We start from the raw sequence: 25,171 nt of genomic DNA, 5'->3' as shown, positions 1-25,171 counted from the left end.
ACCCTTTCGTCAATCATCCCTGTCACCGCTCACAAGACCAACTTCCTTCCAGCCCTTGTCGTATCGGCCATCGACCCGAACCGTCGTCTCAACAAACTTTGTGGATTTGACGCGCATCTACGAGGACGGCGTGAACTTTTGCTTAATAGAACGACCGTTGCCAGCCAGGATTGAACAGTTTATCTATCAAGCCTTGAAGCAATTCGGCGCCTTGGGACTCAGTCAGCCGGTCAATCCGACACACTTCAACTTTACAAACCTGTGGCCACAAGCCAGCCAGCTCGATGGCTATAACACATGGCTGGAAGATATCGAACTATTAACGTCGGCGTTCTGCGAACTGTTCGGACTCAAACAAGCCGGCTTGCGCCTGCGAACTTTGCAAACTGCCATGTGTCCCCGCTTTCATGTGGATAGAGTGCCTGCCCGGATGATTTGCAGTTACGGCGGCATCGGCACCGAATGGCTGCCGGAATATGCGCTGGATCGAAGAAAATTGGGAATGGGCAGTTGCGGCCTGGATGATGCGCAGTCCGGCTTGATCACCGACCAAACTGCGATTCGGCAGATGCCCGCCTACGCCGTCGGCTTGATGAAAGGCGAAGCCTGGGAAGGTAACGAAGGCCAGGGTTTTGTGCATCGTTCCCCTACGCCAACGGCGGTGCAGCCGCGGCGCTTGGTACTGACACTGGACATGCTGTGAGGGCCGGGCATTGCTGATCAAATTTATCTAAAATTTCGACCCACTCCATAATCACTCGGCTTACACGCAAATACAGCGTGTTAAAGCCCCAGCCTGACGGAGATTTCATGAACGCCAACCTCAAACGCAACGCCGCCGTGCCGGTGACCATTCTCACCGGCTTTCTCGGCGCCGGCAAAACCACTTTATTGAACCGAATTCTCAGTGAAAACCACGGCAAACGGATTGCAGTGATCGAAAACGAATTCGGCGAAGCCGGTATCGATAACGAGTTGTTAGTGCAAGCCGACGAACAAATTGTGACCATGAATAATGGCTGTATTTGTTGTACCGTGCGTGGCGACTTGGTGCGTATCCTCGGGGAACTCAGCGACGGTCGAGAATCGGGAGAGCTCCAATTTGAACGGGTCATCATTGAAACCACTGGTTTGGCCGACCCGGCTCCGGTTGCACAAACCTTTTTCATCGACGAAAACATTGCCGACAACTACCAGTTGGACGCCATCATCACCGTGGTTGACGCCGTGCATGCCCATCAACAACTGGAAGAACACCACGAAGCGCAAGAGCAAGTCGGCTTTGCTGATCGCATCCTGCTGTCCAAAACCGACCTTCAGAAACCGGAAATTGTTTTAGACCTGGAAACTCGCCTCCGGGCTATGAACCCCAGAGCACCGATCAAACATGTGCATTTCGGCCAAACCGAACTGCACGATATTCTGGATATTGATGGTTTTAATCTGGATGACATTTTGAAAATCGAACCGGACTTTCTGGAAGACCTCAGCCACGAGCACGAAGACGACATCAGCTCAATGATCTACCAAACCGACCAACCCCTTGATGCTGCGCGGATTCTGGCATTCCTGAACATCCTGATCCGCGACTACGGCAACGACTTACTCCGCTACAAAGGCATTCTTAACATTGCTGGTTGCGAGCAAAAAGTGATTTATCAAGGCGTACATATGCTGATGACCGAGACGTTCGGCAACCCTTGGCAAGCGGATGAAACGCGGGAGTCGAGCATGGTCTTTATCGGTCGCAACTTACCTAAGGAGGATATGTTAGAGGCCTTGACTTCATGTCGGGTAGGCCTTTAGACAAAGTCGCTGAATCGGTTTCTGAGCAATGAGGCAAGCCAGTTGCTGATTGACGTTGGCGTTCCGGCTTATAAAACAGGCATAATTCGTCATTCCAGGTATGCCCCATCCGAATGGGTAAAACACACTTACATTCGATTGGGCCCAATAAGCATGGCCTTTCATTGAGGAAACGGCTACCACTTGAAAAAGAACGATCCGCGCAAAATCCCCGTTATCGTCCTCACCGGCTTCCTCGGCAGTGGCAAGACCACGCTGCTGAATCGTCTGCTCGAGGAACATCCCAAAACCGCAGTAATCATCAACGAATTCGGCGCCACCCCCGTCGATCAGGATTTGCTGCAACCAACCGGTATGCCGTTGACGACTCTGGCCGGCGGCTGTTTGTGCTGCCAGATTAAAGGCACGCTGGCACCCACTTTAAAAAACCTGTGGATGGCGTGGGATCAGGCCCAGACCAAACCCTTCGAACGAATGATTATCGAGGCCAGCGGCATCGCCAGCCCGGAACCGATTCTGGATACTCTGTTGCGCGAGCGCTGGCTGGCAAGCCGCTATCATTTGCAGAACGTCATCACTACCCTGGCCATACCGTCGGCTACTGCACAACTGGATAGTTTTGCCGAAGCCCGCGCGCAGGTGGCTTGGGCCGATACCTTATTGCTGACCCATGCCGACTTGAGCAATGCCGACCAGCAAGCCGTGTTGGCAAAACGCTTGCGAGTTCTGGCACCGGCCACGCCCATACTCATGACAGGAGACGTTCGCGCGGCTAGTAGCCTGCTGACTAATGCAGGCCCGACGTTGCGCCGCTTGCCTGATGACGGCTCGTTACCTGCACATAACTTTCGCAGTATATCGCTGCATCTCGAACAAATTCTGCCCTGGCAACAACTGCAAGCCATCCTGCAAGAACTACTGACTCGCCATCCGCAACATTTACTCCGCATCAAAGGCGTGGTTTATCTTGCTGAACAAACCGAACCCATGGTCATTCAAGCGGCCAGCAATCGACTGTACCCGCCTGCCCCGTTACCCCCGAGAGCAGCCGACGACCACCGCGGCCGCTTGGTCTTCATCGTAAATGGCGAGCCAACGGCACTTGCCACCGATCTAAACAAGGCTTTTGCTCCGCTGCTCAGCGGGAACGCCATCAAACTGCATTGATTTATTAACCCGGCCCTTAAATACCGTGCATCCTGAGCTGTCGAACAAGGCGTTGTTTGTCATCAACGACTCGGTTAATCGCATCAGCGACATGGACAAACACATTACCCAAGCGGTTAAGGAACAAAGCCATGTCACGTAAAATCCGGATAAAAACTTAACTACCATAGGCGAAGTAATCGTCGAGCGGGTAGATAGCGGCGCTACGGCGTATACCGCCAGCAATAAGCTGAACCAACAGACGACTGACTTGCATGGCCAGGTGGGGCAATTTCGGCGTTAAGCCGTATCGTTATTAGCCGGGCGCTATTGCATGACAAAATCATTTAAAGGCACAGCGGGCATCCACGCAAACCAAGAACCGGGCGGCATTTTGTATTACCATAGCCAAGGGCGTTATCAAATTTATCCGGGAGGCGGCATATGCAAGGCGACAAACAAGTCATAGCTCACTTAAACGAATTGCTGGCAGGCGAACTGACCGCTATAGACCAGTATTTTATTCATTCCCGGATGTATGAAAACTGGGGCTTCAACAAATTATACGAACGCATCAATCACGAGGTTCAAGACGAAACCAACCATGCCGATGCCTTGATCAAGCGGATTTTGTTTCTGGAAGGCACACCGGATTTATCCAAACGCGAACCGCTAGCGGTCGGGACCAACGTCCCGGAGATGCTGAAAAACGATCTGGCGGTCGAATATAAAGTGGTTGCGCATTTGCGCAAAGTCATTGCCTATTGCGAAACCGTACGCGATTACCAAACCCGGGAAATTCTGGAAGTGATGTTGGACGACACCGAGGAAGATCATGCTCACTGGCTGGAAAAACAATTGGGCTTGATAGATATGATTGGTTTGCCGAATTATCTGCAATCGCAAATGTCCTAAATCGGCTTGGCCTTATGCTTACCGATAGCCGCAGTGTCTCCTGACGCCGCGGCTTTTTTGTATCCGCCGCTACCGGTTCAAAACCGAAAGGCGCTAATCATCGCCCATCGTTCAGCGTTTACTAACCGCATCATTGGCTAATCCACGGCCTGTAAAGTTAATAATGCCGCTTGATAGTCGAAAGCCTCGATCTGCCTGGCAAAATCCGGATACGCAACCCCCAATTTCGCCCGCAACAACACCGCATATTCGCGCGCCAGGCGGCTGGCTTGCGCATCGCCAATTGCCAGCAAGCTTGCGATCGCGGCAACGACTTGACGCGTATTTTCCGCATCGATAATCGCCTCGCCCACTTCACTAGTCGCCGATTGCGCAGGTAAAGCCAGGATAGCGCGGACCAGATTCGTCAATTCGCTATCGCACAAAGCCGCTAACTCCATGCAGACCGCCAAATCCCTGCTCTCGGCAATCGCCCGTTCCAACTTAGCCGCCAAATCGGCGACCTGTTTGGCACCCAGCGTACCGGCAACACCTTTTAAGCAGTGACTGATGCGTTTTGCTTCATCAGATTTGCCATCGACCAAGTAGGTCTGGACTTGTTTCAAGTCTTTATTATGGGCATCGGCAAACATGCTCAACAGACGTTGATACTTATCCACGTCGCCCTTCACCACTGCAAGCCCTTGCCTGGTGTCCAGGCCGCCGATGGACATTAAGGCAGATGGCACAGTATCGTCAGTTACCACTGTTTTCGGCGAAAACCGCCGTGCTTCTGCTTTATCGGATCTGACCGGACGCGAAGAGGGACGCGGCGACAACCAGCGCAACAAGGCCGCGTAAAGGTCTTCCGGAATTACCGGTTTCGCCACAAAATCGTTCATACCGGCAGCGAGCGAAATATGCCGGTCTTCCTCAAACGCAGCGGCTGTCATCGCCAAAATCGGCAACCGGCTAAAACCCGGCTGTGCGCGTATCGCCCGCGTAGCTTCCAGACCGTCCATTTCCGGCATCTGCACATCCATCAACACCAGATCGTAAGCGTTCTTACCGATTTTTTCGAGAGCGATTCGCCCGTTCTCGGCGGTGTCCACTGCCAAACCGACACCATGCAACAACTCGAGCGCGACTTCCCGATTAATCGGATTGTCTTCGACTAAAAGCAGACGCGCGCCGGCATAATCTCGGCGTAATGTCATTTCCGCGTCCGCGGGTTTTTCACTGGGCTGTAAAGGCATGACGCCATGCCCGCGCTGCACCAGAGCGGTAAACCAAAAGCAACTACCTTGACCCAATACGCTATCGACGCCCGCATCGCCGCCCATCATATTCGCCAGACGACGGGTAATCGCCAAGCCGAGGCCGGTCCCGCCATATTTGCGAGTGGTAGACACATCGGCCTGGGTGAAAGCCTGAAATAAACTGGCTTGTTGTTTCGCTTCAATCCCGATTCCAGAATCGCTCACCTCGAAGCGCAGCAGCAAACCCGCAGCGGTTTCCTCCTGTACCATCGCCCGCAACCGAATCGAACCGCGTTCGGTAAACTTCACGGCATTAGTGGCGTAGTTGAGCATGGCCTGCCGCAGACGCATCGGGTCCCCGCGCAGCCATGGCGGGACGCCCTCCCCCTCCACCTCTATGCTCAACGCCTTGGCCCGCGCCTGCTCGGCAATAATGGAGCGAATGTGGTCCAGCACCGTCGCCAGGGAAAAATCGGTTTGCTCCAGTTCCAGCCGCCCGGCTTCGATCTTCGATAAATCCAGCACATCGTTAATGATGGACAGCAGATGCTGAGCGGCGCCGTCGATTTTGTCCAGACGCTCGCTTTGTTCCGGATTGGGACTGCTTTGCCGCAGCAAATACGTCAAGCCGATGATGGCATTCATGGGCGTACGAATCTCGTGGCTCATATTGGCCAAAAAGGCGCTCTTGGCTTGATTGGCGGCATCCGCCAACACTTTCGCCGCTTCCAGTTCGGCCGTGCGGCTGGCAACCAAATCTTCGAGGTGATGCCGATACTGATCCAGCTCCAGCGCCACGCGTTTCTTCTCGGTGATGTCTTCCTGTACCGCTACAAAATGGGTAACGCTGCCATCGGCTTGGCGGATGGGCACGATAATGGCAAATTCCACATATTCGCTGCCGTCCTTACGTCTATTGATGAATTCGCCTTTCCAAGTCTGACCTTGACCGAGCGCGGTCCACAACGCCCTATAACTTTCCGGTGGGGTTTTTTTCGATTGCAACAGGCGTGGATTGCGGCCGATGACCTCGTCGCGCTGGTAGCCGCTGACCTGCAAAAACGCCTCGTTAACGTATTCAATTTCGCCGATCAGATTGGTAATGATAATACTGGCCGGGCTTTGCTCCACCGCCTGCGCCAGTTTGCGCAATTGCTGTTCGGCTCGTTTGCGCTCGCTAATATCCAGATTAATGCCAAACAGCCTTAACGGTTTGCCGTCGGCGTCGTATTGCGCGCGGCCTTTGCTGCTCAGCCAGCGGATGTCGCCTGATTGCAGGATAAAGCGAAACTCGACCTCGAACGGCTCGCCGCGCAAAATGCGGCTTTCCCACTGATCGTCTATCAAATGCAGATCGTCCGGATGCACACGTGCTCGCCAATCGGCGTTAGAACGCAAACCGCCGGGCTCTACATCGTACAAACGCTCGCATTCCGGCGACCAGTAACAGTGATCCTTAACAATATCCCAATCCCAAATCCCGACATGCGCGCCTTCCTGCGCCATCATTAAACGCCGTTCGCTTTCGCGCAAGGCTTCCGCAGCCGCTTCCGCGCGTTGGCGGGCGGCGATGGCATCTTCCATCAAATTCAAGGCCGCCAGCTGCGCCTGATGTTGCTCTAACAGCGCCTGCTCCTGACTTTGCCGCAACGCCTCTTCCGCCGCGCGCCTTATCCCCCGCTGTTCACGTTCCTCGACAGCCCGGCGTATGGATGGCAGCAAGCGAAGCAGATTATCCTTGAATACGAAATCGACCATACCCAGCCGCAACAACTCCATCGCAGTTTCCTCTCCCACGCTGCCGGACACCAGGATAACCGGTAAATCCTTACTGTGGGCTTGAATGAATTGCAAGGTACCGCGAATCTCCATCCCAGGCACGTTGTAATCCGACAGCACCAAATCCCAATCTTCCTGTAAGGCAAGCGCCAGCGCCGCGTTGCTATCTATTCGCCGGCAATCCGCCGCCAAGCCGTGCCGGCGCAAGTGACGTTCCAGCAACAGGAAATCTTCCTGCACGTCTTCAATGATCAGTAACTTCAATACGGGATTCATGCACAAATCAAATTCATCTCGGAGGTTCATTGGTGGCTAACCAATACACGCCCAAGCGTGCCACGGTCTCGGCAAACTCGCCAAAATCCACCGGTTTACGCACAAAGCTGTTGGCACCGATCTGATAGCATTGAATCCGATCACGCTCTTCATCCGACGAGGTCAAAATCACTACCGGCAATAAAGCCGTACGACTATCGGCACGTATCCTTTCCAAAACCTCAAGGCCCGACAGCCTGGGCAAACCAATATCCAATAGCATCACTGTCGGCAGATCCGCCCCTTCGCGATCGGCAAACTCGCCGGTTTTGAACAAAAAATCCAGAGCCTGCTGGCCATCTCGCACTATATCCACCTGATTTGCCAGATTAACCTTGCGCAGCGCCCGCAAAGTCAGCATTTCGTCTTGAGGATTGTCTTCCACCAACAATATGGTTTTGGCGTTGCTCATGCTATCTCCTGGATATCCGCGGTGGAATCGGCCATCAATTCCGGTAAAGTAAAACAAAAAACCGCGCCCTCACCAGGCGCGCCACTGGCCTCGATAGTACCGCCATGGCGAAACACGATACGCTGCACGGTAGCCAGACCGATACCTATGCCCGGAAACTCTTCCTGACGATGCAGACGCTGGAACGGTTGAAATAAGCGGCCGGCATGGGCCATATCAAATCCCGCGCCATTATCGGCAATGCAAAAACGCGTTGCCCCACCAACCTGTTCGGTATAAAACCGTATACTGGCTTGCGTCGTGTTGGCGGTGTATTTCCAGGCATTCTCCAAGAGGTTGCGAATCAGCGCCTCGATCATACGCCTATCGCCGCTAACTGCCATCCCGGCTTGCACCTGCGTCATAACCCTGCGTTCGGGCTGTTCACGTTGCAGATCAGCCAACACTCTTTCAGCCAACGCACTGAGGTCTATCCGGTCAAGTTCCAAAACACCCCGAGTGGTACGCGAAAGCTGCAACAGCCCGTCGATCAATTCGCTCATCTTGTTGCTGGCGATTTCTATCTGTTTCAGAAAAACTTGCGCTTCGTCCGGTAACTGATCGCCGTAGTCCTCGGCTAGCGCCTGACTAAAACCGCTCATGGCCCGCAACGGGGCGCGCAAATCGTGCGAAACCGCGTAGGCAAAGCTGTCCAATTCCCGGTTCGCGGCGCTCAGTTCGGCGGTTCGGCTAGCAACACGTTGTTCCAAATCGTTGTTAAGCCGGCGAATTTCTTCCTCGGCAAGCTTTCTATCCGCAATGTCTTCAATAACCGAAATAAAATAATTCGGGCTAGCATCTGCGTTGCGCACCAGCGCCACCGTCAGATTAATCCAGAGCAACTCGCCGCCTTTGCGGATGTAACGTTTTTCCATCGAGTACGTTGAAATTTCGCCAGCCAGCAGTTGCCTGAGATAGGCTAAATCGGTATCCAGATCGTCAGGATGCGTGATGTCCTGGAAGCTAAGCTTAGATAGCTCATCATGGCTGTAAGCGACGATTTCGCAGAGTTTACGGTTAACCCGCAACCAGCGGCCGTCCGGTGCAACCAGTGCAATGCCCACCGCCGCCTGTTCAAAAGTAGCTTCGAAGCGTGCCTCGCTTTCGTTCAGGCTGGCGGCGTTACGCTCGCGCACCTTGAGCAAACCATGAATCCGCGCCAGCAATTCCTCCACCATAAACGGTTTGGTCAGATAATCCTGCACGCCTTCGTTGAGCATCCGCACCCGTTGCCCATCGTCGGCTTTAGCGGTCAACATCACAATAGGTACATCCAGCAGAATCGATTGCCGACGCAGCTCGATAACCATCTGGTCCCCGCTCATTAACGGCATCATCAAATCGCACAAGATCAAGTCCGGCTGCAAACTTCTTGCCGCAGCCAAGCCTTCACGGCCGTCGTAAGCGCTGGCAACCCGGTAGTACGGCTTTAACGCATCGACAATAAACGCGTTCATGTCGACATTGTCTTCAACGACCAGCACTAACGCTGTGTTAGCTGCGCCTACAGGCGCGTCGGCGCTTGCTTGCATGGAAGGCCGAGGATTTTCAACAGCGCCTTGCAAATTGAAATTTGGGTCCAGCGGGGTGGCTGCGGCTCTGACCAATGAGCCTGGCGGCGCTTGTAATGGTAAGCTGACACAGAATAATGCTCCCCCGCCCGGTGCCTGGTTTAACGTGACCGAGCCGCGATGCAATTCGGTGAATTCCTTAACGATGGCCAATCCCAAACCCGTGCCGCCAAAGCGCCGTTGTGCGCCGCCCTCGACTTGCCGAAAACGTTCGAACACCACTTCACGCATTTCTAAAGGTATACCTGGACCATTATCTTGTACTTCAATAACGGCGATGTCCGCATCATTGCGCAAAGTTACCCGGATATTTCCGCCATCGGGCGTGAACTTGAAGGCATTCGCCAGCAGATTAAGTAAAACGCGCTGTACCTTTTCGCCGTCCGCTTCGGCTGGTAACGGTGTCGACGCATCTATGTCGAAGCTTATGTTTTTTTCCTTGGCAAGCGAATCGAACTGCGACACCACCGTACGCGTTAGCTCGGCAATATCGATGTGCGCATAATCGACCGACATGTGACCCGCTTCCAGCTTGGCAACATCCAGTAAGTCGCTGACTTGGCGATACAATAAACGGGCATTGCGCAGGATTAATTCATCTTCGCTGCGTTCCGCCGCAGACAGGCTATCCAAAGCCAATCTCCGGGTTAATGGGCTGATAATCAAGGTCAACGGCGTACGCAGCTCATGACTGATATTGGCAAAAAACTCAGTCTTGAGACGATCCAGCTCCAGGGATTTTTGATATAGCTGAGTAATTTCTTCCTTCGCGGCACTGGTTTCCACCAAGGCGGCTTCGGTATTTTGTTGTGCGCGGCGCAGACGTTCCTGGGTATCGCTGAATAAATAACCCATTATCAGAAACATACCAACCGAATAGAAATTCGCCGGCTTGTCCATTTCCCAACTCAACTGCGGCGGGATAAAGAAATACCAGACAAAACCGGTGCTTAAAAAGGTGCTGACCAACCCGCCTTTGAAGCCGCCAAGCCGGGCGCTGAAAAATACCGTGGGGAAAAACAGGAACCAAACGAACGGACTAATCCAGGGCCACAATAACCATTGCACAGCCAAGGCCAGAAAAGGCAGTAATACAGACAGAATCAAACAGGCACGTTTCATGGCAGAGCACCCGGTTGCAGCGCTTTCAGAGGGTGATCGAGAAATTCCAAAGGATAAGGTTGTTCTTGCCCAAGCTGCCGTGACAACGCGTTGATCTGTTGCTTTAGCGCGATCATATCCATTTCGCGGCCGACCATGGCCCGATTGAAGCGCTGTAGCGCATCCGTTTGCTCGCGCAAAGCTAGCTCGGAGGCCTTGCGCTCGCTAATGTCCAAGGCGTAGGCCACTCGTCTCAACGGCTTGCCGTCGCCGGATTTAATGATGGTTACGTCTATCATTACCGGAAAACGGCTGCCGTCCTTACGTTGATGTTCGGTCTCGAACACGCCATGACAGGAGGTGTCCAGGCTAGAGATACGGTGTTGTACCTGATCGATTAAATCAGCCGGATAAACCATCGCTACCGGTTTGCCGATCAGTTCTTCCGCAGTGTAGCCGCGCTCCCCGGCAAAGACCGGATTCACCGCCAAAAACAAATTAGTCTGCGCGTCCGCAATCGCCAAGCCGAATTCGGCATTTTCGAACGCTTGCGCCCAGAGTTTAAGTTCGCTTTCGGTATTTTTACGCTCGGTAATATCGATGCAAATACCAAACACGCGTTGCGGCCGGCCCCTATCGTCATAATTAGCGCCACCCTTACAGTTGAGCCATCTGATCTGCCCCGGCTCCGGTTGAACCCGAAAATCAAAATCAAAAGACTGATGAGCCACGAGGGCCGCATCTCGCCGACGCTCCAATTCAGGCAGGTCCCCTGGATACACAACTTGGCTGAAGGCCTGATAATTACCCGGAAAAGTCCCTGGTGCATAGCCAAACATGGCCTCAAGTTCGACAGTCCATTGCACTTTGCCGCTCGCAATGTGCCAATCCCAGATACCAATGCTGGCACTACTTTGGGCCAGACGTAAGCGCTCCTCACTTTCAACCAAGGCCATTTCCGCCAATTTGCGCTCGGTGATATTGGTGTGAGAAACCACCGCTCCGCCTTCCGCAGTTTCCAAAGGCGTGACGACCATGGCAAACCAGCGCTGCTTCTGCGCGGAATGGCAGGCATATTCATACCTAAAACGAGGAAGCCGGCCTTCCAAAACAGCCGACAATCCGGTGAATACCGCCAACGATCCCTGCCTATACGGGCCCGACGCCTGCTGGCAAATCCGCAAATAATTAGTGCCTATGCCGCATACATCAGCGGATTGGCCGCACGCCAGGGCATCATCCTCAGCAAACTGCTGCCAGGGTCGATTCACAGAGACTATGATGCCATCGCGGTTTAATACCGCGATGTTGGCACTCACCGAATCCAAAATAGCCCGCTTGAATTCTTCGCTTTCGCGTAGCGACGCATTAGCCACTTCAAGCGCTTTGCGGGCCGTAAGCGCATCCTCCATCAAATTGAGCGCGGCGAGCCTGGCCTCGCCTTGCTTTTCCAGCGCCACCCGCTGCGCGTCTTGCAGCGCAAGCTCGGCCTGTTTACGCGGGGTAATATCCTGCACGGTGCCATGCAAAGCCACGATGTTAGCCTGCTCATCGCTGACCGGCTCGCCGCGGGCCACAACCCAGCGATGCAACTCGCCACCGTTCTGCAATTCCGCTTCGCATTCGTAAGGTACTCCGTCGTTACAGGCCTGAGCTACGGCAGCCTGCAAGCGCTGCCAGCTCTCGGGCTTAAAATACCGGGCAACCTCTTCATAATCGGCGGGCGGTAAATGAGGATCCCGACAGAATAGACTGTAAATCTGCTCCGACCACTTCAATTCGCCGGTGCGCAAGTCCCAGGCCCAGCTGCCCAAGGCGGCTAAACGCTGGGCAATTTTCAAGGCCGTCTCGCTTTCGTGTAACGCTAGCAATGCTTGTTCACGCTGCTCAATGTCTTCCATGATCAAGATATAGCACTCAGGGCTACCATCCGGTTTGCGCGTAGCGGAAGCGTTTAATTTAACCCAGACGATACTGCCGTTCTTGCGAATAACGCGCTTGTCTCCGGAAAAACCATCCACTTCGTCCGTCGGCAGCCGCAACAGAGCGTCACAATCCTCCCGATAGGCAATGTCCGAAAAATTGCTGGTTAGCAACTCGTCCTGGCTATATCCGACTAATTCGCAAAACTGGCGGTTAACCTTCAGCCAGCGCCCGTCCGGCGCCAATAGACAAATGCCTATCGCCGCCTGTTCGAATGTGGTCTGGAATAAGGTTTGGCTAAACCGCAGCTGGTCCCGCGTTTCCAGCAATTGTTGCCAGTGCGCGTTTTCGCGTTGCCGAATCCGAAGCAAGAATTCGCTAAGCAGGCTGATTAAAATCCCATTTGCGATCAATAACGTCCATTGCACAACATCGTAAAGGCCGGCAATCGCTAAGCTGCGATAGGGAGGCAACAGTTGGAAATTACTAACACTGGCCGACAGCAATGTAGCCAATAATCCAGGCCACAAACCGCCTAAAAAGGCGCTCACGATCACCGGAAATAAAAACAACAGCAACAGCGGACGCTGGCCAAAGGATGCCGGCAAATACAGGCGAATTGCCAGCGCAACCAATACCAGAATCACCGCCGACACATAGGCGAGTCTAAGGCTGTTCCGGTAACGGGAGCGCACCAAATCGGAAAAATCGCCGAATGGCGGCTCGGGGGTACTCATAAACGGTCTTCTTCCGCAGCCGATGTATCGCCGCCAATCAACCCGGCGCCATTGTTTACTGATATTGCGTTCGGTTTGAGAGGGTCCAAGCCAGATTCGGCGTGAGCTTCAGCAGAATCATGACCAACAGTATTTTCAGGTTGGGCTGATAGAAACGCTAATGCATAAGGGGGCTGGCGGCCCAGCTCCGCAGCCAGCTGATTGACCTGCTGCTTTAAATTAACCATATCCAGCTCGCGGCCGACCATGGCCCGATTAAACCGCTCCAATTCATCATTACGCGCCTTTAATTCCGCGGCTTGGAGATTGAGCTGGTCTTCGGCGGCTTTACGGGCGCTGACATCAAGAATAAAACCAATCACCGCCGGCCGGTTTTTGTAATCGAAACTGCGGCCATGTACTTCAACGTCAATGCAGTGGCCGTTGCGATGTAAGCCTTCGAAGCGGTAGTTAATGTCTTCAATCTCGCCATCAATGCGTCGGCGCAAATTTTCCAACACCATCTGCCTGTCCTGCGGACAGACCAGATCAGCCACTGTTTTGCCGTCGATAATATCCTCAGCCCGCTGATAGCCGAAGATCGCGGCAAAACCCGGATTGACGTAAACGAAACGCCCGTCTTGAATAATATAAATGCCCGCCAACGACTGTTCCACCAAACCGCGAAAGCGCGCCTCGCTCTCGCGTAATTCAAGCTCGGCCCGCTTGCGTTCGGTAATGTCCCGTGAGATACCGAACATCCCTATTACTTTACCGTGTTCATCGCACAGTGGCCCTTTGGTAGCCAGGAAAATCCGCTGTCCGAATTGCGTATCCAGGGCTTCTTCTTCCGTCAGAGTTATATTTTCCGCCATCACCCGGCGGCCAAACTCTTTTAAGTGCTCGGCTTGTTGCTGTGGAAATATGGCGCTATCGTCCTGACCAAGTACTTCCTCTACCGGCTTGCCGACAAAATTGGCGGCGGCGGTATTAAACAGGATGTAACGACCCTGTAGATCCTTGGCGTATATCGCGTCCACGGACAAATCGGATATGGCGCCTAATAAATCGAGGGCCCGCAAACGCTCCGCTTGCGCCTTCTGCACCGCCGTGGCCAAAGCCAGACTCTGACTCTGCCGCAACAGATAAAAACCGGCGCAGACTATAAAAATGGTCAAACTACCTACGCACACGATCCACACTACTTCGCTACTGGCCTTGGTATAGATTTCGGCCTTATCCAGCTTGGTCAGTAACAACCAGTCCGTGCCGCTTATGGCCTGTACCAGGCCTATGACGGAGACATTGCGGTAGTCCTTGGCTTCCAGGATGTTATCGAGGCTAGCCTGACTGCGCAGCGCCTTGCCGGCCAATAAATTTGCAGTGTTGATTGGCAGCCGAAACGACGCCGCAGCGTCCGGACGAAAGCGCAGCGGATTCAGATAGAGAATTTCATCGCCCTCACGCCGAAACAACAAGGTTTCGCCGGTACCGCTAGCGACCGGCCAACTCTCCAGAACCGGAAACAGCCACTCGCTAAGATCAAGATGTAAAACAATCAGCGGCGGCGCTACCTGATGCTGGGCTGTCAGCGGCACAACCAAATCCAGCAGGACACGTCCGCCGTCATCTTTGTAAGGATTAACTAATTGGATTTGCCGAGTTTTTGTCGACAGCTCTGCAACCTTTAGCTGCCCAGGCAAGAGCGTGGCGGGGGCTTTCGCGGAACGCCATAAACGCTCGCCTTCAGGTTTAAGCAGGCTGATGGCCGAGATTCCCCTGCTTTTGCGAAATTGTTCCAAACGGTTTTGCAGGCGTTCGGCGCTTTGCATATCGCCATCCATCTGCCAGCGTTGATACAGGTCGATGATAAATTCGCTGGTTTGGATAAAATCCGCGTCGCCGCGCCGTTCATTCAGCCAGTCGCTGATTTGCCTGGACTTGAGGCCGGCGACCGCCTGCAGCCTGCCGAACTCTTCTTGGGTGTGTTGCTCGATGGTCAGAGTCACGCTCGCCGCCATCAAAGCCAGGATGACGGCTATCAATAAGCCTAGCGACAACAAATGACTTCGCGGAGCGGGGGGAACGGTTTGCGGTTCGCGGCTTCGGCCAAACCAGCGCCGCATCAAACCGTAAAGCAATAAAGAAGTCACCAGTACATAAACCCAGCCTTTCAGCATGCTGGCTAGCGTCAGCTGGTCCGGATCTTTGAAAAAGTGGTGTACCAATTGATCCGATACCAAAATCCAGCTGGCGGCGAAAATGGCATATACCAGCACGACGGCTAAGACGCTTTTGCGGCTGACCTGCGCTGAGTTTGACTGATCGTTATTCGACAGCATGGGCTTGCAAAGTCGAATTAATTGTCTAAGCCGTACAAAGAAGATACGCCGTTAACCACAGCCGTTACCGTATTGCCGTTACCTTGATATTCCAGACGATCAAAGCTCATCAATCTGGCCATCGCGATGCCGCGGCCATGCAAATCGAACACCCGTTCCGGGGAAAAGTCCAGGAAGTCCTGCCAATCAAAACCATCACCCTGGTCTTGAATAGTAAACACCAGCTTATCCGGCAGACGCTGGAAATGAACGGATACAAAGCGTCGGCTAAATTCCGGGAGTGTCAAACGTCGTTGAATTTCCTCCAGCCAGACTCCCGCCAGCATCAGCTCGCCTTTTTCCGCATAGGAAACGCCCAAGTTACCATGTTCAACCGCATTGACCATCAACTCCTGCAAACCCTGGATTACGCGCTCGGGCTCCGGGCAGGATTGGGCCAAACAATGACTCAACATCTTTGCTTCATCGAGATCGCGAAAACGAAACACGGCGGAATGGACTAGCGTCAACGGACGTCCGGCGCGATTGACTGTTTCGGACATCTCCTGCAACTCACGACGTTGTTGCAGTGCGGCATTGATCACGGCGATCAATATTTCCGGTTGAATCGGTTTGGTCAGATAGTAATAAGCCCCCTGACTAAGCCCTTCCTGGATGCTTTTCTTGTCGCTGCGGGCGGTCTGTATAATCACCGGAATGGCAGCCAGGGCCCGGTCACCCTTGATCAATCGCAGCAGTTCCATGCCGTTCATCCCCGGCAATCCCCTATCCAACAGCACCAAATCGTAGCCGGTCCGGTCGTGCTGTAAGGTTTCCCAGGCAATGCAGCCATTGGCACAGACCGTCACCAGAAAACCTTCGGCGACCAATAAATCCCGAATAATGATGGCGATAATTTCCTCGTCTTCAACCAACAATATGCGAGCGTTTTGGGTCATAAATCATTTACTCCGCGATGGAATCGAGATGGCGTTGGGCAATATCACAGAAGGCATCGAAATCGGCTAAAAAGGCATCGGCCATATCCGGATCAAAGTGGCGACCACGTCCTTCAGCAATAATAGTCTTGACTTCAGCGAAAGCCATAGGCTCTTTGTAAACACGTCGGGAAATCAAGGCATCGAATACATCGGCCAGCGCCATAATCCTCGCGGAAACCGGAATGGCATCGCCGGCCAACGCCTCCGGATAGCCGCTACCGTCCCACTTTTCATGGTGCCAATGTGCAATTTCCTTAGCCAAAATCAAAAACTCCACCGAGCGCGTGGCATCACGTTCCGCCATTTCTATCGCGTCGCTGCCCAATTTGGCGTGGGTCTTCATCACCGCCCATTCCTCGCCGGTTAATTTGCCAGGTTTTTGCAGGATTGCGTCCGGTATGCCGACTTTGCCAATATCATGTAAGGGCGCGGAGCGCGTCAGCAATTCGATGTAATGATCGGTCAATGTCGCGAAAAAGCGCGGATGGCTCTGCAAGGCCAGGGCCAAATGCTGAACGTAGCCTTGGGTGCGCAGGATGTGGTTGCCGGTTTCTGGATCGCGAATTTCCGCCAGATGCGCTAAGGCGCGAATGCTGACTTTTTGAATCAGCTCGTTTTCGCTCATCCGTTTAGCTATTTCCATTTCCAGGTAGGTGTTTTCATCGCGCAGCCAATCTCTGGCCTGCTTTAACTCCAGCTGGGTGCGGATGCGCGCTAAAACGATGGGCGGCAGAACGGGTTTGGTGATGTAGTCGACCGCGCCGACATCCAATCCATGCAACTCGGACTCCATACTGTCCATCGCTGTGACGAATATCACCGGAATCGTACGCGTAATGGGATCGGCGCGCAGATGCTCGAATACTTGGTAACCGTCCATGCCCGGCATCATCACGTCAAGCAGAATCAAATCGGGGTAAGGCGGGTTGGCGACCATCTGCAACGCTCTTTGCCCGGAGGTAGCGACGCGCACGCGGTATTGCGGTTGCAGTAATTCGCTGATGACGGTGAGATTTTCCGGAGAATCATCGACTACCAAAATGGTTTTGCTTTTAGTATCCAACATAGCTCTCCCGAGAATGGCCGATTATTGTTTTTATGGCCTGAAGAAAATTCATCAATTTTGCTAGCTTATATAATGAAATGAACAATATCCCGATAATAAACGGAATTACCGAACATTAGGTATTTCGATAGAAAAGCTGCGGCAAGTGCCTCAAACTTATAACACAATCCGGCACCAACAAGTTTTCTCAGGGGACAAAAGCCGCCACTCTCGCTTATTGAACTCAAAACGACAACTTCTCTGGCTTGCGGAACGAAAAGGACCGATAATTCCGCCTTTTTTCATTTGCCGGATTTGCATGGAATTCAAACTCAAAGCCACCGACGGTCACGCCCGCCGCGGCCAGCTGACTTTTGCCCGCGGCGTGGTGGAAACGCCGATCTTTATGCCGGTCGGCACCTACGGCACGGTAAAGTCTTTAACCCCGGAAGATTTAAACGAGTTGGGCGCGCAAATCATACTGGGCAACACCTTTCATTTGTTGCTGCGGCCCGGCATGGAAGTGATGAAAGCCCACGGCGATCTGCACGATTTCATGCGTTGGCAAAAGCCTATTCTGACCGACTCCGGCGGTTTTCAAGTATTTAGTTTAGGCGCATTGCGCAAAATCAGCGAACAAGGCGTCACATTTAAATCGCCGGTCAATGGCAGCAAAATATTCATGGGCCCGGAAGAGTCGATGCAGGTGCAACGCGATCTAGGGTCGGATATCGTGATGATTTTTGACGAATGTACCCCATACCCGGCCACCTATCAAGAAGCCGCTGACTCCATGCGCTTGTCCCTGCGTTGGGCGGAACGCAGCAAGCGCGCACACGAAGGTAACTCCTCCGCCCTGTTCGGCATTGTGCAAGGCGGTATGTATCCGCAATTGCGCGAAGAATCCATCGCCGGCTTGACCGACATCGGCTTTGACGGCTATGCCATCGGCGGCCTGTCGGTAGGCGAACCCAAACACGAAATGCTGGCGACGCTGGATGCGATTCATCTGAAAATGCCGGTGGATAAACCCCGCTATCTGATGGGCGTCGGCACCCCGGAAGATCTCGTGGAAGGCGTGAGGCGCGGCATCGATATGTTCGATTGCGTGATGCCGACCCGCAACGCCCGCAACGGCCATTTATTCACCCGCCACGGCGTGATCAAAATAAGAAACCAGCAATACCAATTCGATACCCGGCCACTGGACGAGGATTGCAATTGTTACACCTGCCGAAACTACTCGCGTTCGTATCTAAAGCACTTGGACAAATGCAAGGAAATGTTGGGCTCCAGGCTCAACACCATCCACAATTTGCACTACTACCTGGAATTGATGCAAGGTTTGCGAGACGCTATAGAAAATCAAACCTTCGATGCCTTTGTCGCCGCATTTTACGACCAACGCGACAGTCGGAGCCCGGTTTAATAAGGTCTGTCAATTTTCAAGATCCGGCTGCTTGCCAGCAGAGCAGCCCGGATGATTTACCGGCCTTGAGCGGTTATTGGCCCGCTCAACATCTCCAAAGCCAGTTCGGCCATGTTTTTTGAGCCGCCACCATCGCCAAGCTGGTGTTTGACGGCCTGCAACTCAGAGAGACAGCGCAGGCGATAATCCCCGTCGCCCAACAGTTGCAGAATCTCCGCCGCCAAATTCTCTGCGGTCAGTTCTTCTTGGATCAATTCCTTGACGATGGCCTTGCCGGCGATGATATTCGGCAGCCCGATAAACGGAATTTTCACCAAGCGTTTGCCCAGCCAATAACTGAAGGCAGCCAGCCGGTATACGATGACCATCGGCACGCCGAGTAAGGCAATTTCCAACGAGGCGGTGCCGGAGGTGGTCATCACCGCCTCACAACATTGGATGACATCATAGGGCTGATGTTTGATCACCTTAACCGGTAGCGAAGTGTTTCCCAGATGCTCAGCCAATTCCGCATCGCTGATCGAATCGGCCTGCGGCAAGACAAACTGCAATTCCGGCCGCTGTGCCGACAATATGGCCGTCGCAGCCAGCATCACCGGCAAGATGCGCTTGATTTCGTTGCCGCGGCTGCCCGGTAGTATGCCGACGACAGGCCGATTGGGATCCAGGCCGAACAACTCGAAATCTTCTGATCGACTGCGTTGCGGATGGACTTTATCGACGGAAGGATGGCCCACATAACGCACCGGTACGTTTTCGGCTTCGTAATATTGAGTTTCGAATGGAAAGATCACCGCCATCATGTCGATGGCCTTGCCGTAAGTCACTACCCTGCCCGGCCGCCACGCCCAAACTTGCGGGCTGACGTAAAACAGCACTTTCACGCCTTGGCTTTTCGCAAAGCGCGCCAGCTTCAAGTTGAACTCTTTGTAATCGACGCACACCAGTAAATCCGGCTTTTCATCGCGAATAATTTGTTTCAGTAAATTCAATGCGCGGCGGATCTCGCCGTAGTGCTTCAGAATCTCCACCAAGCCGATTACGCCAATACCCGCCGAATCGTAACGCACGTCGATACCGGCCTGGCGCATTTTGCTGGAGCCCATGCCAAGGCCGCGAAGCGCCGGACAACGCTGTTTTAGCTCCAGAAACATATTGGCGGCGTGTTGGTCGCCGGAGGATTCGCCGGCGCTAAACAGTACCGTGTAAGACTTGAGGAAATGGGTCATTTGCAATTATCGTGGGGCGGATTAGCAACAGCGGAATCCGCCAGCAACCGTTGACCTAGCGGTGGGTTACGCTGCCGCTAACCCACCCTACATTTTTAGATGTTAAGCTTGGAAAACGCCGCGTATCACACCGACAATTTGCTTGACGGTATCGTCGCTCAGATTGGAACAAATCGGCAAAGAAAAACAGCGCGCGGCTACCGACTCAGTGACCGGCAAAGCCAAGCCGGCACATTCCTCCTTGAAGACATTTTGTTGATGCAGCGGCACCGGATAATACACCGCGCAGCCAATTTTATGCTCTTGCAAGGCCTTCATCACCTCGTCTCGGCGGTCAGACAACAAGGTGTATTGATGATAGACATGCATACCAATGCCGTCTTCGTAGGGCGTCGTCAGCGGCAAATCCGCCATCAGTTCGGAATACAAATGCGCGGCATGGCGACGAGCGGCGTTATAGCGGTCGATGCGTTTTAATTTGGCGCGCAAGACCACAGCCTGTAGCTCGTCCAGCCGGCTGTTGTAACCTATCACGTCGTGGTAATAGCGCACGTCGGAGCCGTGATTGCGGTATTGCTTGATCTTGGCGGCCGTCGCGTCGGAATCGGTGGTCACCAAACCGCCGTCGCCGAAACAGCCCAGGTTTTTACTGGGAAAGAAACTAAAACCGGCCGCGTTGCCGAAACTGCCGGTTTGCTTGTTGTAAACCGTCGCGCCGAAGGATTGCGCGCAGTCTTCTATCAGTTTCAAACCATGTTTGTCGCAAATGGCTTTGATGGCCGGCAAATCGGCGGGCTGGCCGAATAAATGCACCGGCATCACAGCCTTAGTTTTGGCGGTAATGGCTTTTTCGATATTGGCCGGGGTGATATTGAAAGTACCGGGATCGATATCGACGAACACCGGTTTGGCACCAACATATTTGATTGCTTCGGCGGTGGCGATAAAGGTAAATGCGCTGGTAATGACTTCGTCGCCGGCGCCTATGCCTTCCGCCAATAAGGCTAAATGCAAAGCATCGGTACCCGAGGCGCAGCCGATGGCATGTTTAACACCCAGATAGGCAGCGGCTTCTTTCTCAAAAGCCTGTACATTCGGCCCCAGGATAAACGCGCAATTATTAAGGGTTTCGCTGAAACCGCCGACGATTTCATCTTGAATTTCCGCATACTGCGCTTGCAGATTGACCATGGGGATCATAGTGACAGCCCTTTTTATCGATGGATTAAGAATTTAGTGATTTCTATCGCGGTAGCCAGGGCTTTACGGCCCGCTTCGCCGGGAACCAGCGGATTCTCGCCGGTCTTGATGCAATTGACAAAATGTTTAATTTCATCGAGTAAGGCGTCGCCGCTTTCAAATACCGATTCCTCGGTAACGATTTCCGGGATGCCGGGGAACATTTCCTTCTCGCCGGTTCTGTGTTTAATCAAAACCCGGTTCTGAAAATCCACGGAAATATAGGAACTGGGGCGGAACATGCGCATCTTGCGTTCCATTTTCATACTTATCCGGCTGGCGGTCACATTGGCCACACAGCCGTTTTTAAAGGTGATGCGGGCATTGGCGATGTCGGTGCCTTGAGTCAGCACCGCCGTGCCGCTGGCGTCGATTTTTTCCACTTCCGAATCGACCAGGGCCATGATGATGTCGATATCGTGAATCATCAAATCCAGCACCACGCTAACGTCGTTGGCGCGCGGGTTGAACGGCGACAAACGATGCGACTCGATGAACAGAGGCTTATCTTCCATTTTCTCCAAACCGCGCACGGCCGGATTGAATCGCTCCAAATGCCCGACCTGGAGAATGACGTTTTTTACCTTGGCAATCGCGATCAGTTCATCGGCTTCTTCCACGGTAACGGTGATCGGCTTTTCTACCAAGACGTGCGTACCGGCGTTCAGAAAGTCTTTGGATACGCTGTGATGGTAGCTGGTGGGCACCACAACACTAACCGCATCGACTTTGCCGAGTAATTCATGGTAATCCGTCAAAGCTTGAGAGCCGGTTTTTTCGGCGACTTGTTGCGCCGCCTCGGCATTGATGTCAACCACCGCCACCAATTCGCAATCCTTTAACGATGCGTATTTTTCCGCATGAAATTTTCCTAAATATCCGGCACCTATCACGGCACATTTCAGTTTATTCATAAACGACCTAAGCTTGATTCGCGGTTCCCCAGCCTTTGACAGACGCGCGCCGGGCATAAAACCGTTCATTGTAACATTAGATTCTGTGTTGAATAAGCCGCACCGTCATTCGCAAACGGATCGGCGAATTATTAACCCGGCCCTTAAATACCATCCGCCTTTATGCCCTTGCGGGTACTGAGTCTATCGAAAGGCCAACCATAAGAGGCTTCGACGAGCTTGTATGGTAAAGGTTAAGAGAATCGGGGAGACTTTGGTTGTCGGGATGGAGGGACATCGACAAGCATCTGCTAAGACAGACCTCACTGAGAAATCATCCCATCGCGTCTTCCAGAGTCGATGAAGAATCTAGCGGTTAGACCGCCGATTTGTGCACAAGCTTACTCGGCAGACGCACCACCCCGACTCTCTTATTTTTCAACAGGTGGAGGACGTATGACAAGCGAAATGTTGATCGGTATCGATGTAGCAAAAGATGAACTGGTGATAGATTCAGAGCAGGGTTTGTTGACGCTTGCCAATACGGCAGAGGCCATCGATGCCTGGCTGAAGACGTTACCGACCGGGAGTTATATTGGCCTGGAAGCCACCAGCGATTATCATCAACTCATGGCAGAGCAAGCGGTATTGATGGGCATGGTCGTCTATGTGCTGAACCCACGGGATATGCGCCATTATGCCCTGGGTTTGGGCAGACGGGGCAAGACGGATCGAGTGGACGCCCAAATGATCCGGCGATTTATCACCGCTGAACGGGGTCATTTACGTCCCTATCAACCTGCTTCGGCGATGCAGCACCAAGTGGCTTTACTGCAACGGCGCCGTGCGACGGTCGTCAAGCATCGTCAAGCCCTGCAAAAAGCCTTGCGAAGCGTGAAGGAACTTGAAGCGCCACTCATTGATACCGTGGCCGCCTTGGACGGATTGCTCAAGCATATCGATCAGCAACTGGATGACTTATTAACTTTGCAGCCTGCACTGAAAGCCGAGGCCCGACGTCTTGAGAGCATACCGGGTATTGGCCGGCAAACCTCAACACAGCTGGCTGTCTTGTTTGATCGGGTCCCGTTAAGCCGCAGCGATGCCGTAGTAGCCTTTGTCGGGCTGGATCCCCGAGCCTGTGACTCAGGCCAAAAGCGGGGCCGCCGACGCGTATCCAAACGGGGACCGGGTGAACTGAGACGGCTGTTATACAACTGCGCCCAGGCAGCCGCCAAAACGGCTGTGTGGAAACCCTATTACCAAGAGTTAAGAGCCAGAGAGTTCTCGGCAACTCAGGCGCTAGTGATTATCGCCAGAAAATTATTACGCATCGCATTCTCGCTTTGGCAACAAGCCGATGCCCGATTTGACGCTCAGAAAATTGCTTGCCTCAACAATGCAGCTTGACGAAAACCATAGAATCTCAGCCCGAACGGGGCACCAGGGATAAACAGGGCTGGGTGAATAAACCCAGCCCTATGCACCAACTTGTAATGCCGACAAAAGCAACTAACCTTGCCTCATTACGACGATTCTGAAACAAACGTAGTCCTAAGCTTACACTCAGAGACAGATATGCACCCAAAAAACCAGCGAATAGCTATCGCCCTGCTCAGCCTGGCAGCCCAAGCCAACGCGCATGCAACCGCTGCGGAAGACGAACATATTCGACAGATTGTGCAAGGCGTGCTGAAGGAAAAAGACCAGAAAATCGAACAGCTGGAAGCCCGCATCAAACAACTGGAGCAGGAAAGAAACAATTCGGTCGCGGTGTCGACAAACCCAACAGTAGCTCCGGCCGGCGAACCGACGCCGGCACCTGCACCGGTAAAAACCGCTGCCAATGCTAAGCCCGAGCCGACAGTGGATACCAAACTGAAAGCGCTGGACAAAAAAATTGCTGCTTTGAAAGAAGCTGCCGAAGCCAACGGCCTGCAAATGAGCGGCTTTTTCGACATCAACGCCAAAACCGGCAACTCTACCGACCAAACCTTCAGCGTCGGCTCGGTGGAATTGGATCTCGACTATGTGCATGACGACCACTTTGGTGCCAGCTCGGCGTTAGTACTGTGCGGCAATTCATCCAACGCCGACTATGGCGCGCCCGGCGCGGTATTCTGCGGTAATAGCGGCCCCGGCGCGCTGAGTGGCGGCAGCACGATGGCCGGCATCGCCGTCGCGCTGGTCGACTATCATTCGTTCAATGATCGTATTCCGCCGCGTGGCCGGATTTTCAATAACAAGGGTTTTCACATCCAGGCCGGCCGTTTCGACTTACCGTTCGGTAACGACTACCAAAATTTCGCCAACAAGGACCGCATCACTATTACCGCGCCGTTGACCACCTCTCGCATGCAATTGGGCGGTTACAATGCCGACGGTATTCGTTCCTACGGCGCCTGGGATATGTTCAACTATTCGGTGTTCTGGACCGACGCGCTGTATGCCAACGACGGCCATACCGTCGGCGGCCGGGTGGGTCTGGCTTTGGGACAAAACACCTACAAGATCCACAATGCCAATCCTGAAGGCATTGAAATCGGCGTTTCCCACCTCAGCGAGTTCGATGGCGAAAACCGGATCCGCAATACCGTTTACGGCGCGGACCTGAGTATCGGCTACGGCATGTGGCGTTTACAAAACGAATTCATGCTGCTGAATGCGCATCAACAGGTGTTTTTGGAACAAGATGCGGACGGCAATCCATTGCCGATCATCATCCCCGATCCAAACACCAGCCCTTTCGGCAAGGGCCACCAACTGGGCTATCACTCCACGCTGACCTTGGATTTGGAAAGCCTGAGCAAACAGCCGATAGTAGCGTTCGCCCGCTACAGCCGCTGGCAGCCTTCGCAAGACCTTGGCCTGGACTTCGATGGCAGCACCGTGGCAATCAACGACATTTCCATGCTTAGCTTGGGCTTTAACTATAAATTTAGCGATCATTTGCGGGTCAAATTTGAATACAACGATTCGTTGGGCACGGAAACCGCAGAGCGTTATTTCGACAGAAAACTGGGCATAGCCCAAATCGTCATGTCTTTTTAATC

17 protein-coding genes are annotated in these 25,171 nt (G+C 53.3%); 7 read left to right on the top strand and 10 right to left on the bottom strand.

Annotation, left to right across the window (positions count from 1 at the left end):
* Positions 1-100: 100 nt before the first annotated feature.
* The 4 genes from METH11B_RS0123010 to bfr all read left to right on the top strand — a co-directional run bounded on the left by METH11B_RS0123010 (position 101) and on the right by bfr (position 3,867).
* Complete coding sequence (locus METH11B_RS0123010; RefSeq protein ID WP_026604056.1) at positions 101-703, top strand: DUF1826 domain-containing protein; 603 nt, start codon at positions 101-103, stop codon at positions 701-703.
* A 107-nt stretch (positions 704-810) separates the two neighbouring features.
* Positions 811-1,806, top strand: coding sequence for a CobW family GTP-binding protein (locus METH11B_RS0123005; RefSeq protein WP_026604055.1), 996 nt, complete (start codon positions 811-813; stop codon positions 1,804-1,806).
* A 183-nt stretch (positions 1,807-1,989) separates the two neighbouring features.
* Entirely contained in the window at positions 1,990-2,973 is a 984-nt protein-coding gene (locus METH11B_RS0123000; RefSeq protein WP_026604054.1) for a CobW family GTP-binding protein, read from the top strand.
* Between the two features lie 423 nt (positions 2,974-3,396).
* The gene (gene bfr / locus METH11B_RS0122995) at positions 3,397-3,867 is read left to right on the top strand and encodes a bacterioferritin (RefSeq protein ID WP_020485463.1); all 471 of its coding nucleotides are present in this window, start codon (positions 3,397-3,399) and stop codon (positions 3,865-3,867) included.
* Between the two features lie 137 nt (positions 3,868-4,004).
* On the opposite strand, the gene METH11B_RS0122990 is transcribed toward bfr, so the two are convergent.
* The 7 genes from METH11B_RS0122990 to METH11B_RS0122960 are packed head-to-tail and all read right to left on the bottom strand — an operon-like array spanning position 4,005 to position 17,349.
* Entirely contained in the window at positions 4,005-7,160 is a 3,156-nt protein-coding gene (locus METH11B_RS0122990) for a response regulator (RefSeq protein ID WP_026604053.1), read from the bottom strand.
* Between the two features lie 13 nt (positions 7,161-7,173).
* The gene (locus METH11B_RS0122985) at positions 7,174-7,611 is read right to left on the bottom strand and encodes a response regulator (protein ID WP_026604052.1); all 438 of its coding nucleotides are present in this window, start codon (positions 7,609-7,611) and stop codon (positions 7,174-7,176) included.
* A complete protein-coding gene (locus METH11B_RS28080; RefSeq protein WP_026604051.1) occupies positions 7,608-10,343 on the bottom strand; it encodes an ATP-binding protein in 2,736 nt (911 codons plus the stop codon). Before METH11B_RS28080 ends, METH11B_RS0122985 begins: the two co-directional genes overlap by 4 nt.
* Positions 10,340-12,982 (bottom strand): PAS domain S-box protein, encoded by a 2,643-nt coding sequence (locus METH11B_RS0122975; protein WP_026604050.1) that lies wholly within the window; start codon positions 12,980-12,982, stop codon positions 10,340-10,342. The genes METH11B_RS28080 and METH11B_RS0122975 overlap by 4 nt, the downstream gene beginning before the upstream one ends.
* Complete coding sequence (locus METH11B_RS0122970; protein WP_026604049.1) at positions 12,979-15,303, bottom strand: PAS domain-containing protein; 2,325 nt, start codon at positions 15,301-15,303, stop codon at positions 12,979-12,981. Before METH11B_RS0122970 ends, METH11B_RS0122975 begins: the two co-directional genes overlap by 4 nt.
* A gap of 17 nt (positions 15,304-15,320) precedes the next feature.
* Positions 15,321-16,241 (bottom strand): response regulator, encoded by a 921-nt coding sequence (locus tag METH11B_RS0122965; protein ID WP_020485458.1) that lies wholly within the window; start codon positions 16,239-16,241, stop codon positions 15,321-15,323.
* Between the two features lie 7 nt (positions 16,242-16,248).
* Positions 16,249-17,349, bottom strand: a complete 1,101-nt coding sequence (locus tag METH11B_RS0122960) for a response regulator (RefSeq protein ID WP_020485457.1) — start codon at positions 17,347-17,349, stop codon at positions 16,249-16,251.
* Between the two features lie 298 nt (positions 17,350-17,647).
* Here METH11B_RS0122960 and tgt point away from each other — a divergent pair, with 298 nt between their 5' ends.
* A complete protein-coding gene (gene tgt, locus METH11B_RS0122955) occupies positions 17,648-18,757 on the top strand; it encodes a tRNA guanosine(34) transglycosylase Tgt (protein WP_026604048.1) in 1,110 nt (369 codons plus the stop codon).
* Between the two features lie 56 nt (positions 18,758-18,813).
* Here the strand turns inward: tgt and lpxB are convergent, their stop codons facing one another.
* The 3 genes from lpxB to METH11B_RS0122940 form a co-directional block, all read right to left on the bottom strand.
* On the bottom strand, positions 18,814-19,986 hold the full coding sequence (gene lpxB / locus METH11B_RS0122950) for a lipid-A-disaccharide synthase (protein WP_036278177.1): 1,173 nt from the start codon (positions 19,984-19,986) through the stop codon (positions 18,814-18,816).
* A gap of 102 nt (positions 19,987-20,088) precedes the next feature.
* A complete protein-coding gene (locus METH11B_RS0122945; protein WP_026604046.1) occupies positions 20,089-21,186 on the bottom strand; it encodes a DegT/DnrJ/EryC1/StrS family aminotransferase in 1,098 nt (365 codons plus the stop codon).
* Positions 21,187-21,200: 14 nt separating this feature from the next.
* Positions 21,201-22,139: a Gfo/Idh/MocA family protein gene (locus tag METH11B_RS0122940; RefSeq protein WP_026604045.1), complete on the bottom strand. Its 939-nt coding sequence runs from the start codon at positions 22,137-22,139 to the stop codon at positions 21,201-21,203.
* Positions 22,140-22,574: 435 nt separating this feature from the next.
* Between METH11B_RS0122940 and METH11B_RS0122935 the strand changes: the two genes are divergently transcribed.
* Together METH11B_RS0122935 and METH11B_RS0122930 are read left to right on the top strand one after the other, a co-directional pair.
* Positions 22,575-23,528, top strand: a complete 954-nt coding sequence (locus METH11B_RS0122935) for an IS110 family transposase (protein WP_026602226.1) — start codon at positions 22,575-22,577, stop codon at positions 23,526-23,528.
* Between the two features lie 168 nt (positions 23,529-23,696).
* A complete protein-coding gene (locus METH11B_RS0122930) occupies positions 23,697-25,169 on the top strand; it encodes a hypothetical protein (RefSeq protein WP_026604044.1) in 1,473 nt (490 codons plus the stop codon).
* The last annotated feature ends 2 nt before the right edge of the window (positions 25,170-25,171 follow it).

The sequence above is a fragment of the Methylomonas sp. 11b genome (assembly GCF_000515215.1).
In the GTDB taxonomy this organism is placed as follows: Bacteria; Pseudomonadota; Gammaproteobacteria; order Methylococcales; family Methylomonadaceae; genus Methylomonas.
Note: the sequence above shows the minus strand (reverse complement) of the source record. Positions and strands in the feature narration are given on the sequence as shown.